We start from the raw sequence: 15,888 nt of genomic DNA, 5'->3' as shown, positions 1-15,888 counted from the left end.
TAGGCTCTGGAGATTTTTTGTATTTTCAAAAATAGACGGAATAAAATAATGTTTGACGTTTAAGTAAACGTGATGATAATATATCCATTGATATTATAGACACAAATATGAATTGTCTATAAAATATAATGTTGAAGGAGAAGGGATTTCGATGTTTAAAAATCCGTATGTCCGGACGATCATTTCGTCCCGTGTGCTTATTCAACTTGGCATCTGGGTAAGGAATTTTGCAATTTTGTTGTATGTGACAGATATGACGCATAACGATCCACTATATGTTTCGCTAATCTCGGTGGTTGAATATGCGCCCATTTTCATTTTCGCGATCATTGGGGGCACTTTTGCCGATCGATCCAAGCCACGAAGGACCATGATCGGTAGTGATATGTTATCCGCACTATCGATTATTACGGTCTTGTTGGTCATTCTGTATGGGGCATGGCATGCATTATTTTTCGCGACATTAATCTCTTCGATCTTGTCGCAATTCTCGCAACCGTCCGCGATGAAGCTCTATAAGCAGCATGTACCGGAAGAGCAGCTGCAAGCGGTAATGGGGATCTACCAGACGCTTACGGCGGTATTTGTCGTGATTGGACCGATGGTAGGGACATTTATTTATCAACAATATGGGTTAGAAGTGGCCCTAGCGATCACCGCCGTGCTGTTCTTAGGTGCAGGTTGGATTCTCTCTTGGTTACCGAAGGATGCTGAAGATGTACGTCTGGAGCAAAAGACCCATTTTGTGCAGGATTTGAAGGATGGGCTTCATTATGTATGGCGAAAACGAGAGCTTCGAGCACTTGGTGGCGCATTTGTGTTCTCAGGCTTCGCGGCGGGATTAGTTCAACCGATGCTGATCTTCGTCACGATGGAGAATTTAGGACTGGATAAGGGTCAATTGAAGTGGATGATGATGGCCAATGGTGCAGCAATGCTCGTGGGTGGAGCTGTCGTGATGGGAATCGCGAAGAAAATAAAACCACAGACCTTGTTAACATTGGGTCTAGCGGTCAGTACATTCACAACAATTGGACTTGGATTCTCCGTTAGCGTACCACTGTCTATGAGCTGTCAAGTGTTAGGAGGCTTTTTCTATCCGTTCATTATGATCGGCATCAATACGTTGATGATTAAGAACACCGAAGGTGCGTTCATCGGCCGTGTCGGTGGCGTCATGACACCGCTCTTTATGGGGATGATGGTAATCGGGATGTCGATAGCCGGGATTCTCAATACCGCATTATCGTTATCGACGGTCTATCTGATAAGTGGTTGTTTGTTCTTCATTGGGATGTTGGTTCTATTGCCTCTGTATCGTAAACATGTACAGGATACAGTGGAGGTCCCTCAAGTTGTTCAAGATTCTGAAGCGTGATGGGTGCCATTAATTCTGTGTCGTAGGCTTCCACCGTGTTAATCCGAATGGGCCATGCATACGCTGTGAGTGACATATGATTAATAGATGGTGGTGAGTAGATGGGTGCAATCGTTGGTGTTCTCCTCGATCCGAAGACATATGCGGGGATACGAAGCGGGAAAACAGGCAGTGAACGCATTGCCTTATATCAGAAAGCGGGTCAAGAACTTGGCATTACGCCCCTCTTTATGTCACTAAGGCCAATTCGGAACAATGTTGTTGTCGGACTGATCTATAGACATCCTAAATTTCATCTTGTAAGACGTCCTATCCCGAGTGTGACGCATAATCGCGCGATGGCTTTGTCGAAATCGAAAAAGCAAATTATGGCGACGTTGGCTGCACGCAGTACCATTTTTAATCGCGTTAATCGGTTTGATAAATTGCATATCTATCAGCTTATGTACAAAGAAAAGCGCATGCGGCGTTTCCTGCCGTGGTCTGTGAAATTCACACTTGCACAACTTCGTAAAGCGATGGTAAAACATAATGCACTCTATATTAAACCGACGAGCAGCAGTGTGGGGGAAGGCATCATCAAGATTCAGAAAGACATGAACGGATTATGGATCTTGACCTGGAAGAAGAGAGAAACGTATCTGTTAAATGAGGACAGAGCAATCGCCTGGATTAAGAAGAAGGTTGGTCGACAGAAATATATGATTCAAGAAGCGATTCAATTGGCAAAACACGATGGGAATGTCTATGATTTACGTGTCTCCGTCCAACGAGGGGGAGATGGAAGGTGGCAGATTACTGGGATCGTAGGGAAGGTCGCTGCGAAGGGAAGCCATGTCACCAATGTCGCCAAAGGCGGGAAGGTGAAACGCACACAGGTATTGTTCCGCGGGAGCGGCTTCCATCCAGTGATCATGAAGCGTATGGTCGAGAGGTCTTCCCTTCAGATGGTCAAATTCCTAAGCACCAAGCTGCCGCTTTTGGCTGACGTGGGACTAGATATTGGGATTGATGAGTTCGGGCAAGTGAAATTGATTGAGATGAACTGCAGGGACCAACGTTATTCGTTCCGGAAAGCAAATATGAAGAAGACGTTCTATCGTACGTATGAAACGCCGCTGCGGTACGCCAAATTTCTGCTATTGAAGAAAAAGATCTCCAGATTGAAATTACCAAATCTTGAACAATCGAAAAAGAAAGTGCTACAATAGACTTTTAGGAAGAATGCACTAGATTCTACCATCGATTCGACAAAATTTGTAATAGGCGATCAACCATTCAATAAAGGAGCGACATGGAACCAAACAAGCAGCCACGTAAAGGCTTAAAATTATCGGCAATCATTTCAATTGTTGTACTCATCTCCGTCTTCGTTACGATTATTATCAATACGATTGTCGGTTATCAAGCAGAGCGCATCTCGTTATATAACAACACGATAGAATTTAACAAAATCAACGCGACAGATCTAAGTAAGACGACACAATCTCTGATGGTATCGATGAAGAAGAGCATTAAAGTGGCGGCTCAATATTTCGCGGATGTGCCCCTAACCGATGCGAATGTCCTGTCACAACTTGATTTCTTTATGGATACCAACCATTATTTTAATTCAATTGTAGTTGTGAATGCAGGGGGGACGATTGTATCGACTTCACCGAGCCATCTGTCCTTAATCGGCCAGAAGCTTAGCTCGCAGGCGGCGCAGCAGGCGCTAGAACGTCGTACCCCTCTTATTTCAGAGCCGTATCTGGCCATCACGAAGCGGTTGATCGTGCTCGTCAGTCACCCGATCTTTGATTCGAAGGGCGTTTACAAAGGATTTGTTGCGGGTTCGATCTACTTGCAGCAGCCGAATATTTTTCAGAACATTCTAGGTAACCAAAATAAAAATAAGAATGGATCGTATTATTATGTCGTCGATTCTTCGGGCCGATTAATCTATCATCCGGATTCATCGCGTATTGCGGAGAAAGTAGACCAGAATCCTGTTGTGCAGAATCTAATCAATGGGGTTAGTGGACAGCAATTAGTGACAAATATTAAAGGTGTCCGGTATCTGGCCGGATTTGCAAAGGTTGATGAAGTCGGCTGGGGGATCGTATCGCAAACACCAGAGAGTTATATTCACGCGCGCAGCAACAAGCTCATTAAGAATATGCTCGTGTTCTCGATGCCTTACTTGATCGTTCTATTATTGTTGTCGATCTGGCTTGCACGTCGCTTGTCCAAGCCCTTGTATCAGCTTGCGAATGCCGCATCACGCCTCTCGCAAGGGGATGAGAGTTTAACCTCTATCCCGCTCCAACCGAGTTGGAATTATGAGACGAATGAGCTTGCGAAGACGATTGCAATCGCCTTCGATCGGATGAAGCAGAAGACCGATGAGCTTTCACAAGAAGCAATGACGGATCCGTTGACAGGTTTAACGAACCGAAGAACAATGATGGCTATCACGTCACTCTGGGAAGAGCAGGGGATATCCTATGCTTTCGCCATGCTGGATTTAGATCGGTTCAAATCGGTTAATGATACATATGGTCATCAACTTGGCGATGAAGTGCTGAAATTTCTTGCGCAAGTGATGATGGAAGAGAAGCGGGACCAAGACTTCTGTTGTCGGTATGGCGGTGAGGAGTTCACGATCCTTATGCCGGATACGACAGAACAAGAAGCATACATAGTTGCAGAGCGGATACGAGAAAGAATGGAATCATCAATAAGTCCGATCGGACGTCCAGTGACGCTGTCCATCGGCATTTCCTCGAATGCAGAGGGTTCTGAAGATACGATGGAACGCTTATTGAAGAAGGCGGATGAAGCGTTGTATGCGGCCAAGCATGCAGGGAGAAATCGGGTCGTTATGTATCACAACATGGAAGACATCATGTCCTCGAAATGAGACGCATAATGTTAGACAAAAAGGTGTGAGCTACAAGAAGATATTTTCTTGAGGTTCATGCCTTTTTCGATCGGATTTGTGATATCTTGAGGAAAGAAGATGAAACGTCATGGTGGAGAGGATGTGCGATGAGAGGATGACGATGAACAGGAAGGAACAGACGTCTGTAAGACTGCGTGTGCTGACATACAACATACATCATGGAGAAGGCATGGATGGGGTTGTAGATTTACAGCGAATTGCGAATGTCATGCAGTCTCTGCAACCGGACATTATTGCGCTGCAAGAAGTCGACAAATATGTACCGCGCAGTGATGACGTGGACCAGACCGCTGAACTTGCTCGGCGAATGGGAATGACAGGGGTATTCGGCAGAGCCATTGATTTGATGGGCGGGGAGTACGGTGTTGCGGTATTATCTCGGTTCCCCGTAATCGATGAACATAAGACGTACTTGCCGAATATCGAGCATGGAGAACAGCGAATACTCTTAACGGTAAAGTTGGATCTAGGGGAAGAGCTTCCGCCGTTAACGTTCTCCGCTGTCCATCTGGAGTGGAATCCGAAGCAGATTCAAGCTGAGCAAGCGGCAGCAATTATTGAGCTGCACAGTACGGAGACACCTTATGTTCTCGCAGGAGATCTAAATGCAATACCTGGATCGGATACGATGAAGCTGATGTCAGCCGTGTGGACAGATGCCACGGCGAGCATTACGGACTGGACGAATGCAGAAGATGGTAAAATTGATTACATCATGGTTGGGGCGAAGGATCAGTGGCAAGTGGGAGAGCCGATCTTGATGAAGGAAGATATCGCATCGGATCATCGCCCGGTCCTTGCTGTGCTAGACTGGATTAGATAGTAGCAACAACGTGCCAGCCCTAGCGTTTATGATTAGCGATACATGAAGAAGGACATCCGTTCATTCGTGAACGAGATGTCCTTCTATTTTTCCAATTACTCTTGCGGCGCCTGGAACCATGTACGCTCGCCATGTCGAATGATGCGTGCTGCTCGTGCAGGAATGGTCTCGCTGCCAACTTTCACTTTGTGATCTGAGAAGTTCGCGGTAACTTGTAACTGATCGCCATATGAAGCCTGTTGAACGAGCCTATCTTCAGACAGTATCTTGAAATCTGTCATCGATTTCTGGACAGCTTCCGCATGGAAAGGGGACCACACCTTCAAATAATCCGTGATACGCTGCTTGTTGATGCTCCAAGCACGCTCATTCATATGATAGAGCGGAGGGACATTATAGAGGAGCTCTTTCAGCATTCTTGTACCGACTTCACCCTTAATTTTGAAGGAACCCCACTCCCAGTGCGCTGTGGTAATCACGGAATCGTTATACACCAATTTGAAGAGTGGAAGGGAATACGTAGGGTCAATATAGATATGATCATAGAGTTCCTTAATTGGAACTTGTTTGTTGTAACGTTCCGGAATTTGTCCGGGCGGTCCCCAATAGCCACCGATATAATAAGGACTTTGTTTGTTCGTCCGCATGTCGGCATCGCCCCATTTGATCACAGGCGCCTCCATGCCATGTGCAAATGCTATCGTCTGGCTCGCATAATCATTCCCTGTCTCCGAACCGATCACCATATGCTGCTCGTCACGGATATATGCCATACGATCAAGCTTAGCCTGCATATCTTGCGCTTCTGTTGTCTCATGGCCCGGTGTGTAATCATCATTGAAGTCACCCGCGGCATCCACGTCGATGAACCAGGAATTAAAGGCGACACCGGTACCCATAATTTCTTGCAGCCGCTGCTTGACACTTGGCAGTGACAAGATCGGGTTCAGCAGACGGCCTTTCTTCAGAAATCCTGTCTTTTTCTCTCCATTTGCCTTTGTAATGGTACCATCTTCGTAAAGACTTGCATCTGGGAAGAAAGCTGTCTCCCAATCGCCAGTCTTCTCTTGATGTATGGAATGATAGGAGTCATAGGGCCCAATCAGATAGCCGAGCTCCGCCGCCTTCTTAACGAACTCAGGATTCATATAAGCAGCAGTCCAATCGGACAGACCTAGCCAAGCTTTTGTCATATCGGCTTGCTGGAACTGCTGTAGTAATTGAACGGTATTCTTCTCATTCCAGTGATCGACTTCGACGACGGCATTGCCGAGTTTAGCCTTCAGCAGACGTTTGTTCAATTCGAATAATTGTACGGGATTCAACTTGTCGATTCCTTGGGCGATCAGCGTTTCGGTTGCCCGATCCAAGGATTTGAATATTTCCGGCTGGTAGAAATCCTTGGATTGGAGCAGCGCGTTAAACCCGCCGATGATGCTATTTTTCTGATATTTATCATAATAATCCTGCTTCATGACAGCACGGAACTGGGCTGCTTGCTCTTTCCCTTCATCACTTGCACGTGGTAACTGCGAAGTGATCCAATCGAGAAATGGCTTATCGAGTTTCGATTTCAACTTCGGCCAAAGGATATCCTCCTCAGAGAGGAGAGATTTATTCCACATATAAATATGCGGTGCACCATAGAGCTTCTCGATATTCGGATTGTTCACAGCTTTCTGCTGGAGTGTCGTGAATTTTCCTTGTGCGAGCAGTTCATTTTTATAAATACCGGCGATTGCTACGGGATCATTGTCGGTTACATAAATACGGAAATTATACGATTTATCCGGATTAATAGAGGGAAAATCATGCGTCAACGAGATCGTGATCCGTGGGTCGACCGTGAAATCTACCGTATTGTTATAAGGATTGTCGAGAACATACATGATTGCATATTGGCTCTTGTTCACCGTCATGAAACGCATGGAGAAGGATTCATTGAAGGACAGACTCTCGTCCGCCAGGAATGCTCTCCAGTGCTGATCATGACTAGGAATCCATTTCCCTTCCCCCCAAGGTATCATATAACTGTCTCCGCTTAACGTTGGCCATGTGATGGACTTCGCTGCGGTCGACGTCATTAGAACTTCAAGAGCGTCTCTTGCCCGTGTTAACTGAACCTGTAGGCCATCGTCAGGATATGTCCATGATATTTTATCGCCCACACGTTGAACATTTGAGACTTTACGTATGGGTTGAGGCTCGGACGCGATCTCTGTCTTGCCGTCTTTTGTAACAGAGATTTGGAACGTCTCGGGCACAACATCATACGTAAATGGAGAAGCAGGATTCACAACAATCGGTTTGGGTACAGCAGTTGGAGCAGCAGGACTTGAACAGCCTGTAATTCCGACGGATAAAATAAGTACTAAAGTTAGTAGCATAGACATGGTATGTTTCATGATGGAACTCCTTTGGAATATATATCACAATATAGATCGTATTACGATGTACTTAATGAAATGAAAACCCTTGATGAAGTGATGAGATCATTTCTTCATGGCAAGGGGCAACGTGTAACGTGCTTATTCATGAATTTGGAACTTTGCATGTTTGTATTGATTGACCAAGACATGTATCACTTTATAGCATCCGAATCCCATCATACCGCCAATTAAGTTCAATATCAGGTCATCCACATCGAAGCTGCCTAAGGTGAATGCATACTGCAGCATCTCGATGAGGACACATCCGGTAAATGAAGCAAGAAAGATGCGATGAATTGACCGGAAGTAGGGGAAGAGCAAGGGTAATAATAGACCAATCGGGATGAAAACCCCGATATTGCCGAACAAATTCAAGAAGATCGTCGAAAAGGTATAGCGATGATGATTCACGATATAATCACGCAAGGTGTGAAAAGGGACTGTATTCTCGTATAAGTGCATACTCTGCGTATGTCCATACTCAAGCATTTTACGTTTCCATTCGATTGTAAACGCCCGACGTGCCCAGCGGTCACTCGATAGGAGCATGACGTAGCTGAGGAGGGAAGTATAGAGAATGAAAAGCGCTAGAATCCATTTGCGCATATACTTGTCCACGAGCGGGAGAGCATGACATAGCTGATTGCGGATGAACTGCGGCTTCCCGAATCGTTCGATGGCCATAGCTGAAGCCGTGTGCTCGTCGCAGCCTTCTTCGATCAGGTCCATATGTAGTTCGGTTAAATGATCCTTGAGCTCGTCCTGCATATCTTTCTTCTCACGCTTGGAACAAGGCAAGCCTTGAACGATCTGTGATGTATATTGTTCAAAATCCATGCTACTCGCTCCCTTCATGCGTTAGGGTCACGAGGCGCGTCAGCGTTTGCCAATCTTTCATTTTCGCTTGCAAGATTTTGGTTCCCTCGTTCGTAATTCGGTAATATTTACGGCGTCCGCCTTCAATCGATTCTCCCCAGTAAGATTCGACGGCTTTTTGGGACTCTAAACGCTTAAGGGCTGGATAGAGTGTGCCTTCTCCAATTTCATAGACATCATTACTAAGCAATCGAATTTTTTTGGAAAGCTCGTAACCATATTGATCCTTCTGAGCGATGAGGTTCAGTAGGATAAGATCAATACTGCCTTTTAATAGTTCTTTGTTCACGATATTCACTCCTTTCTAATTCGTGATTAACAGAATATCACATAGTATATCGTATTACAAGGTAATTGGCTTTCCATATTCTTCTTGACAATAGCTCTGCGATATTGTAGATTTGTCGTTAATATTCAACAGTGTTGACCGAGAATCATGGTATTCAGCCTTTCGTCGCGTCAGAGAGGAGACCCCTTGGCTGCAAGGTTTCTAGCTACGAATGAATGCCCCTGTCTTGTGAGCTGTATTGGTGATTGCGGCTTATCCAGTTTGACAACTTTACCAATACCGGGTTCGACCGTTATATCGACGAAGAATCATCATACGCCGTGTGATGATTAAATAAGGGTGGTACCACGACACATTCGTCCCTGACGAATGTGTCTTTTTGTCATACAGAGAAAGAGGAGGAGTATACGATGCGTCAAAGTCAATTATTCTCACCTACCCTGCGAGAGGCACCATCGGACGCAGATGCGATCAGTCATCAGCTTTTGCTTCGAGCAGGCATGATTCGCACGTTAGCTGCAGGAATCTATAGTTATTTGCCGTTAGGAAGGAGGGTGCTGCGGAAAATTGAGAACATTATTCGCGAGGAGTTAGACATGGCAGGTGCTCAAGAAATGCTCATGCCATCGATGCAGCCAACGGAGCTCTGGAAGGAATCTGGACGGTATTCAATCTATGGACCCGAACTTATCCGTCTTCACGATCGTCATCAGCGTGAATTCGCTCTTGGTCCTACCCATGAGGAGGTCGTCACCACCATCGTACGCAATGAGATCAATACGTATCGTAAGCTGCCTCTCATCGTGTATCAGATTCAGACGAAATTTCGGGATGAACGAAGACCTCGATTTGGGTTGCTGCGTGGTCGGGAATTTCTGATGAAAGACGCATACTCTTTCGATACAGACATGGCAGGTCTCGATCGGTCTTATCAAATCATGTCTCAAGCCTATCATCGGATCTTCAACCGTCTCGGCCTTCATGTCAGAGCGGTAGAAGCAGATGCAGGCGCGATTGGCGGAGATGGCGGTACGCATGAGTTCATGGCACTGGCAGACATTGGAGAAGATACAATAGCGTCATGTGATTATTGTGAATATGCGGCGAATTTGGAGAAAGCGGTAGCTAGACTCTCAAGTGAACAGACGGGAAATAATAATAATAATAATCGGATTCTTGATATGCCTGAGCGATTCTATACCCCTGGCATGCATACGATCGACCAATTAGTGCAGCTGCTGAATCTCAATCCGAAGCACATAATCAAGACGTTAATATATCGTATAGGCGATCATGTCATTGCTGCGTTGGTACGCGGTGATCATGAGGTCAATGAAATCAAGCTCATGAATGCGCTTGGCGTCGAACAACTCGAATTGGCCGATTCAGCTACCGTTGAACGTATCACGGGGGCGCCAGTCGGATTCGCGGGACCACTCGGTCTTTCCGTACCGGTCTATGTTGATCATGCTGTAGCACGGATGGAAGAGGCTATTGTGGGAGGGAATGAACAAGATTATCACATCCGACATGTACGACCAGGGCATGATTTTGGATTGAATACCGTATTAGATTTGCGGAATGTTGTTGAAGGAGATGTATGTCCGCATTGTGATCAAGGTAGATTGCAGTTCAGCCGTGGTATTGAAGTCGGGCAAGTCTTTAAGCTTGGAACACGATATAGCGAGAAGATGAGAGCAGCTTTCTTAGATGCATCTGGACGCGAACAGACGATGGTTATGGGATGTTATGGGATTGGCGTGTCGAGAATATTGTCTGCCGTCGTTGAACAACAGCATGATGATCATGGGATATGTTGGCCGGAAGCGATTGCTCCATTTCATGTACACCTTATACCAGTATCATTGCAGGATAACAGTCAAGCGGAATTGACGGAATCCTTATATCAACGTTTGCGAGCTAACGGTGTCGAAGTACTGCTCGATGATCGCGAGGAAAGACCAGGCATTAAATTCAAAGACTCAGATTTGATTGGGATACCGCATCGAATTGTTGTTGGAAAGCAAGCAGCCGAAGGAAAGGTTGAACTGAAGCAGCGCAGCAGGAAGGATACCGAAGTGCTGACAATCGAAGAAGTTATCGTGCGAATGTGTTCATAGGAAAAGGAGGTAATCCATGGTTCAAATGTTAAATCGACGAGCATTAAACCGCGCATTACTCGCGCGCCAGCTATTATTAGAGCGTGCTGATATGCCCGTCTACAATGCGATTGAACATTTAGCAGGTATGCAATCACAGGTGCCCAATCCACCTTATTTCGGATTATGGTCACGACTTCGAGATTTTCAACCAGATGAATTATCGGCATTAATCTTATCTCGACGTGTCGTACGCATTAGTCTGATGCGATCCACGATTCACCTTGTGACCAATCAAGATTGTCTCACTTTTAGACCTATGCTTCAACCTGTGATGGATCGCGGTCTTCAGGGCTCTTATGGGCGACAGTTACGGGGAGTTGATCTCGCTGAGATTGCCGAGACTGGCCGAATGCTGGTCGAAGAACATCCAAGAACATTCGCTGAATTAGGCAAGCACCTACAGTTGCAGTGGCCTGACCATGATGCTGCTGCGCTAGCCAATGCCGTTCGGAATAAGGTTCCGCTTGTCCAAATTCCGCCGCGGGGTCTCTGGGGGAAGAGCGGGAGTGCGACGCATACGACAGTCGAAGCATGGCTGGGTCAATCGCTCACTGCCACCACGACTCCTGATGCAATGATTTTGAGATACCTTGCTGCCTTCGGCCCGGCAACGGTGCAGGATATGCAGACATGGAGCGGGTTAACGAAGCTTCGTGAGGCCGTAGATCGTCTATTACCTCAGCTGCTGACGTTCCAAAATGAAGAAGGACATATACTCTATGATTTACCAGAAGCACCTCGTCCGTCAGCGGATACGCAAGCGCCCGTTCGATTCCTAGGTGAGTTCGATAATATGCTGCTATCTTACGCGGATCGAAGTCGGATCATAGCTGATGAATATCGTGCCCGTGTATTTACCGATAATGGTATCATTCGGTCGACTATACTGATTGACGGGTTCGTCCAAGGGTTATGGAAAATTGAGAGCAAGAAGAAACAAACGGTATTAACGATTGAACCTTTTGCTCCGCTGGAACAGGATATACGACAAGCATTGATGGAGGAAGGGACAAGGCTGCTGTCTTTCACAGCGCCAGGTACCACTTTCCGGGAAATACAAGGGATTTGAAGCACACAGATCGGTATTTTTAGTGTATAGTAGTAGGATGTGTTTTTTGTGAAGTATTTTTCTTAATGATTTGGAGGCAAAATTCGATTGACTACGTACCCATTTGCATTTAACCCCGGAGAGTCTTTCATGAAACAAGCTGGTGATTGGATCGCGGATGTATTCTATGAGATTTTACCGGAAGCCGGCTTTGAAATCCGGGACGAACAGATCTATATGGCGTTTCAGCTGGAACGGGCCTATAGTGAGAAGCAGACGATTTTCGCTGAAGCGGGTGTTGGAACCGGCAAGACGCTCGTCTACCTGCTCTATGCGATCAGTTACGCGAGATATACGCGGAAACCTGCAGTTATTGCATGTGCTGATGAGTCCTTAATCGAACAATTGGTCAAGCCGGAAGGAGATATCGCCAAGCTTGCTCGCTATTTGGACCTCACGATCGATGCGAGATTGAGTAAATCCCCGACACAATATATTTGTCTGAACAAACTCGATGAAGCCAAGTCAGGATTTGAGGATGCAGAGAGCTACCAAACGATTTATCAAGATCTGCCGGATTTTGTTCATTTCCCGGACACGATGCAAGCGTTCCACCCATACGGCAACCGGAAGGAATTTCCGCATCTATCGGATGAGCAATGGGGGAGAATTGGCTGGGATGTGTTCCAAGACTGTCTCGTCTGCCATCAGCGTCATCGATGCGGACAGACATTGTCTAGAGATCATTATCGAAAATCGACGGATCTCATTATTTGCTCCCATGATTTCTATATGGAACATGTATGGACATATGAAGCAAGGAAGCGTGAAGGGCAACTACCGCTCCTTCCGGAGCATAGTTCCGTTGTTTTTGATGAGGGACATCTCTTGGAGACGGCTGCGCAGAATGCGCTCACGTACAAGTTAAAACATAATTTATTTGAAAGTCTTGTCGTAAGACTGCTGGAGGGCGAAGTCAGAGAATCTCTAGCGGTAGCGGTAGAAGAAGCGATTATGCAGAGCGAGTTATTATTCGACATGATCGATCGTAATAGTCGTCAAGTTCCAGCTTCGGACCGGCGAGAAATCATGCTAACAGATACGTTGATGCAGGAAGTGAAACGATTCCGTGATCGCATAGCCGTCATTGAAGAAGAGTTGGTGTTCGAGAGCGGCATGTTCTCCCTCGATGATTATCAGCTAAAGATTGTTGAAGAGCATCTGGAGATGATCCAAATTGCACTTGCCCTATTCGAACAACCGAACCAACTGATTACTTGGGTCACGAAGGATGAAGACGGGATCACGCTCATTATTATGCCGAAGACCGTGAAGGAAATTTTGAGTGAGCGTGTATTTGCGAAGAAGATGCCTGTTATTTTCTCCTCAGCAACATTATCAGTTGATGGATCCTTCGATTATATGGCGAACAGTCTTGGAATTCATGAGTTTTTATCATTCTCCGTGCCTTCGCCTTATGATTATGAAGATCAAATGCGAAGTCAACTGATACTGGATGATCCTGCTGCGGATAAAATGGATCAAATCCGCCGACTTCTTGAACAATCGGAAGGAAGGGCATTGATCTTATTCCCATCGCAAGAGGAATTGCTGGCGTTCAGACACAGGCAGACGCAGACACCAGGGCTTCTCGGTTACCGATTCTTATATGAAGGATCTGCGGAGATTAGTCATGTGATTGCAGACTTCCAACGTGATGAACAGAGTGTACTCTGCGCGGTTACGCTCTGGGAAGGATTGGATATCCCGGGTCCCTCGTTATCACATGTCATCATCTGGTCCTTGCCATTCCCACCGAATGACCCTGTATTTACAGCGAGAAGAAAGGATGCAGCGGATCCGATGGAAGAAGTGGATATGCCTTATATGCTGCTCCGTCTGAGACAGGGGATCGGACGATTGATTCGCTCGAGGGATGATCGAGGGATCGTGACGATATTTGGTAAAGAGCTGCACCAAGCATCGATCCGATCGAGAATCGAAGTATTATTACCACAGCCATTAGAGGGGATACAAGTATGATTAACATTACAGCATTTGAAGTGGAATTGATTAAGGATCCCTTTGGGATATTGTCAGGAACACGCTATGAATTTAAGCTTGATATTGAGGTTCCTGAAGATGACGAGCTGTGGTCTGAGAACGGTCTTTACATTCGCGTGATCTATGTTGTCGAAGAGAACCGGACAGGCATCGTGAAATATGAGCTTTATGAGAAGACGACCGGACAGTATTTAGATATGGACCTTGAAGAGGATGAGGTCGCAGCGGTCGATGCTTTCTGTCAGGCGCATTATGGAGAATCGTCAGAGTAAGAAGAGGATATGAATACGATAAAGTCTGGGCCCGCAATCCTGCGTGGTTCAGGCTTTTTCTAATTACTAGTTTCTTTTTAGATATATAGCTATTACACTGGGTAAGGAGAAAGAGAGAAAGGTTGATCAGCACATCATGATACAGACATTTACAATGAATCAGAAATTAAAGCAGGTCGTTATGATTCTGCTTCCAATCCTAGTGACACAGGTTGCCCTGCAATGTATGAGCTTCTTCGATACGGTCATGTCAGGTAATTTCAATAAGGAAAATTTGGCTGGGGTGGCCGTTGCCGTAAGTTATTGGGTGCCTGTATATACGGGTTTGACGGGGATATTCCTTGCGGTAACACCCATTGTTGCTCAGAATATGGGCGCAGGGAATCGATCTAGAATCGCCTCAAGTGTGACACAAGCTGCGTATTTATCGGTTGTTTTCGGGGTTGCTGTAATCATCTTAGGTATTTTTGCTGTGGACCCGTTGATTAACATGATGCACTTGGAATCCGAAGTGGATCGCGTCGCGAAATCATTTCTCAAGGCGATTGGGATTGGTGTTGTCCCATTATTCGTGTACACCGTTATCCGTGCAACCATCGATGGCCTCGGCATGACTCGAGTGACCATGTTTATTACGTTGTTGTCATTCCCGGTGAACGTGCTGCTAAATTACTTGTTCATCTTCGGTAATTTCGGTTTTCCTCGTCTAGGGGGTGTTGGATCCGGCGTAGCAACCGCAATCACTTATATTGTCCTCTTGATCGTTGCTCTATTCTTTGTGAAACGGAATGCTACCATGCGAGAGCTGGCTTTATTCTCACGGTGGGAACGCGTTCGATTCGCAGAGTGGCTAGAAATCCTTCGCATTGGCGTGCCGATTGGATTATCGATTTTTCTAGAAGTGGGCGTATTCTCGATGGTGACGCTGCTTATGAGCGGTTATGATACGGTTACGATTGCTTCCCATCAATCCGCACTTAATTTCGCTTCACTCTTGTATATGCTCCCGCTGAGCATTGCGATGTCACTAACCATCCTTGTCGGATATGAAGTTGGTGCGAAGCGGTACAAGGATGCCAAGCAATATGCAAGAATTGGAATGGTCTCTGCCGTATCGCTTGCTGTGATATGTGCCGTGTTCCTAGTCATCTTCCGAGTAAAAATTGCAGGGCTATATTCCCATGATCCGGTCGTGATTGCAATGACGGAGTCCTTCTTAGTCTATGCTCTGTTCTTCCAACTATCGGATGCGATTGCAGCACCGATTCAGGGGGCGCTGCGGGGATACAAGGATGTGAATAGTGTATTTATGATTGCTCTAGTATCCTATTGGGTAATTGGCCTTCCCGTCGGAATGGCGCTTGCGAAGCTGACAACACTTGAGGCTTATGGATACTGGGTTGGCCTGATCACGGGTCTTGCTGTCGGGGCGATTGCATTATTCTGGCGACTTGGTGTCATTGAACGCAGCGTGCGAGTCAAAAATGTTCGAATTGAACAATAGGTTGATCTAGGCAGGAGTCATCATGACTGCTGCCTTCTTAGGAATGATAATGGCATAGGGGAGATGAATCCATTGACGAGCTGGAATTTAGTAAAGACG

At 46.0% G+C, this 15,888-nt stretch carries 12 protein-coding genes; 9 read left to right on the top strand and 3 right to left on the bottom strand.

Annotation, left to right across the window (positions count from 1 at the left end; translation table 11 throughout):
• Positions 1-151: 151 nt before the first annotated feature.
• The 4 genes from ACFQZR_RS15580 (at position 152) to ACFQZR_RS15565 (ending at position 5,145) form a co-directional block, all read left to right on the top strand.
• Entirely contained in the window at positions 152-1,378 is a 1,227-nt protein-coding gene (locus ACFQZR_RS15580) for an MFS transporter (RefSeq protein WP_379347381.1), read from the top strand.
• Between the two features lie 101 nt (positions 1,379-1,479).
• Positions 1,480-2,589, top strand: a complete 1,110-nt coding sequence (locus ACFQZR_RS15575; RefSeq protein WP_379347379.1) for a YheC/YheD family protein — start codon at positions 1,480-1,482, stop codon at positions 2,587-2,589.
• Positions 2,590-2,672: 83 nt separating this feature from the next.
• Entirely contained in the window at positions 2,673-4,280 is a 1,608-nt protein-coding gene (locus ACFQZR_RS15570) for a sensor domain-containing diguanylate cyclase (protein ID WP_379347377.1), read from the top strand.
• A gap of 142 nt (positions 4,281-4,422) precedes the next feature.
• Complete coding sequence (locus ACFQZR_RS15565) at positions 4,423-5,145, top strand: endonuclease/exonuclease/phosphatase family protein (protein WP_379347375.1); 723 nt, start codon at positions 4,423-4,425, stop codon at positions 5,143-5,145.
• A gap of 95 nt (positions 5,146-5,240) precedes the next feature.
• On the opposite strand, the gene ACFQZR_RS15560 is transcribed toward ACFQZR_RS15565, so the two are convergent.
• The 3 genes from ACFQZR_RS15560 to ACFQZR_RS15550 form a co-directional block, all read right to left on the bottom strand.
• On the bottom strand, positions 5,241-7,550 hold the full coding sequence (locus ACFQZR_RS15560) for a glycoside hydrolase (RefSeq protein WP_379347373.1): 2,310 nt from the start codon (positions 7,548-7,550) through the stop codon (positions 5,241-5,243).
• 123 nt (positions 7,551-7,673) lie between these two features.
• Entirely contained in the window at positions 7,674-8,411 is a 738-nt protein-coding gene (locus ACFQZR_RS15555; protein WP_379347371.1) for a VanZ family protein, read from the bottom strand.
• A 1-nt stretch (position 8,412) separates the two neighbouring features.
• Positions 8,413-8,739 carry a PadR family transcriptional regulator gene (locus tag ACFQZR_RS15550; RefSeq protein WP_018758169.1) on the bottom strand — a complete coding sequence of 109 codons (327 nt, stop codon included), beginning with the start codon at positions 8,737-8,739 and terminating at the stop codon, positions 8,413-8,415.
• 410 nt (positions 8,740-9,149) lie between these two features.
• On the opposite strand from ACFQZR_RS15550, the gene ACFQZR_RS15545 reads away from it, so the two are divergent.
• From ACFQZR_RS15545 to ACFQZR_RS15525, 5 genes are all read left to right on the top strand, one after another.
• Positions 9,150-10,859 (top strand): proline--tRNA ligase, encoded by a 1,710-nt coding sequence (locus ACFQZR_RS15545; RefSeq protein ID WP_379347368.1) that lies wholly within the window; start codon positions 9,150-9,152, stop codon positions 10,857-10,859.
• Positions 10,860-10,875: 16 nt separating this feature from the next.
• Positions 10,876-11,970, top strand: a complete 1,095-nt coding sequence (locus ACFQZR_RS15540) for a winged helix DNA-binding domain-containing protein (protein ID WP_379347366.1) — start codon at positions 10,876-10,878, stop codon at positions 11,968-11,970.
• A gap of 87 nt (positions 11,971-12,057) precedes the next feature.
• On the top strand, positions 12,058-13,992 hold the full coding sequence (locus ACFQZR_RS15535; RefSeq protein WP_379347364.1) for an ATP-dependent DNA helicase: 1,935 nt from the start codon (positions 12,058-12,060) through the stop codon (positions 13,990-13,992).
• Entirely contained in the window at positions 13,989-14,285 is a 297-nt protein-coding gene (locus tag ACFQZR_RS15530) for a DUF6509 family protein (protein WP_379347362.1), read from the top strand. Before ACFQZR_RS15535 ends, ACFQZR_RS15530 begins: the two co-directional genes overlap by 4 nt.
• A 136-nt stretch (positions 14,286-14,421) precedes the next feature.
• Positions 14,422-15,789, top strand: coding sequence for an MATE family efflux transporter (locus ACFQZR_RS15525; RefSeq protein ID WP_379347359.1), 1,368 nt, complete (start codon positions 14,422-14,424; stop codon positions 15,787-15,789).
• Positions 15,790-15,888 lie beyond the last annotated feature (99 nt).

The organism is Paenibacillus sp. GCM10027629 (assembly GCF_042676425.1).
Classification (GTDB): Bacteria; Bacillota; Bacilli; order Paenibacillales; family Paenibacillaceae; genus Paenibacillus_K; species Paenibacillus_K terrigena.
Note: the sequence above shows the minus strand (reverse complement) of the source record. Positions and strands in the feature narration are given on the sequence as shown.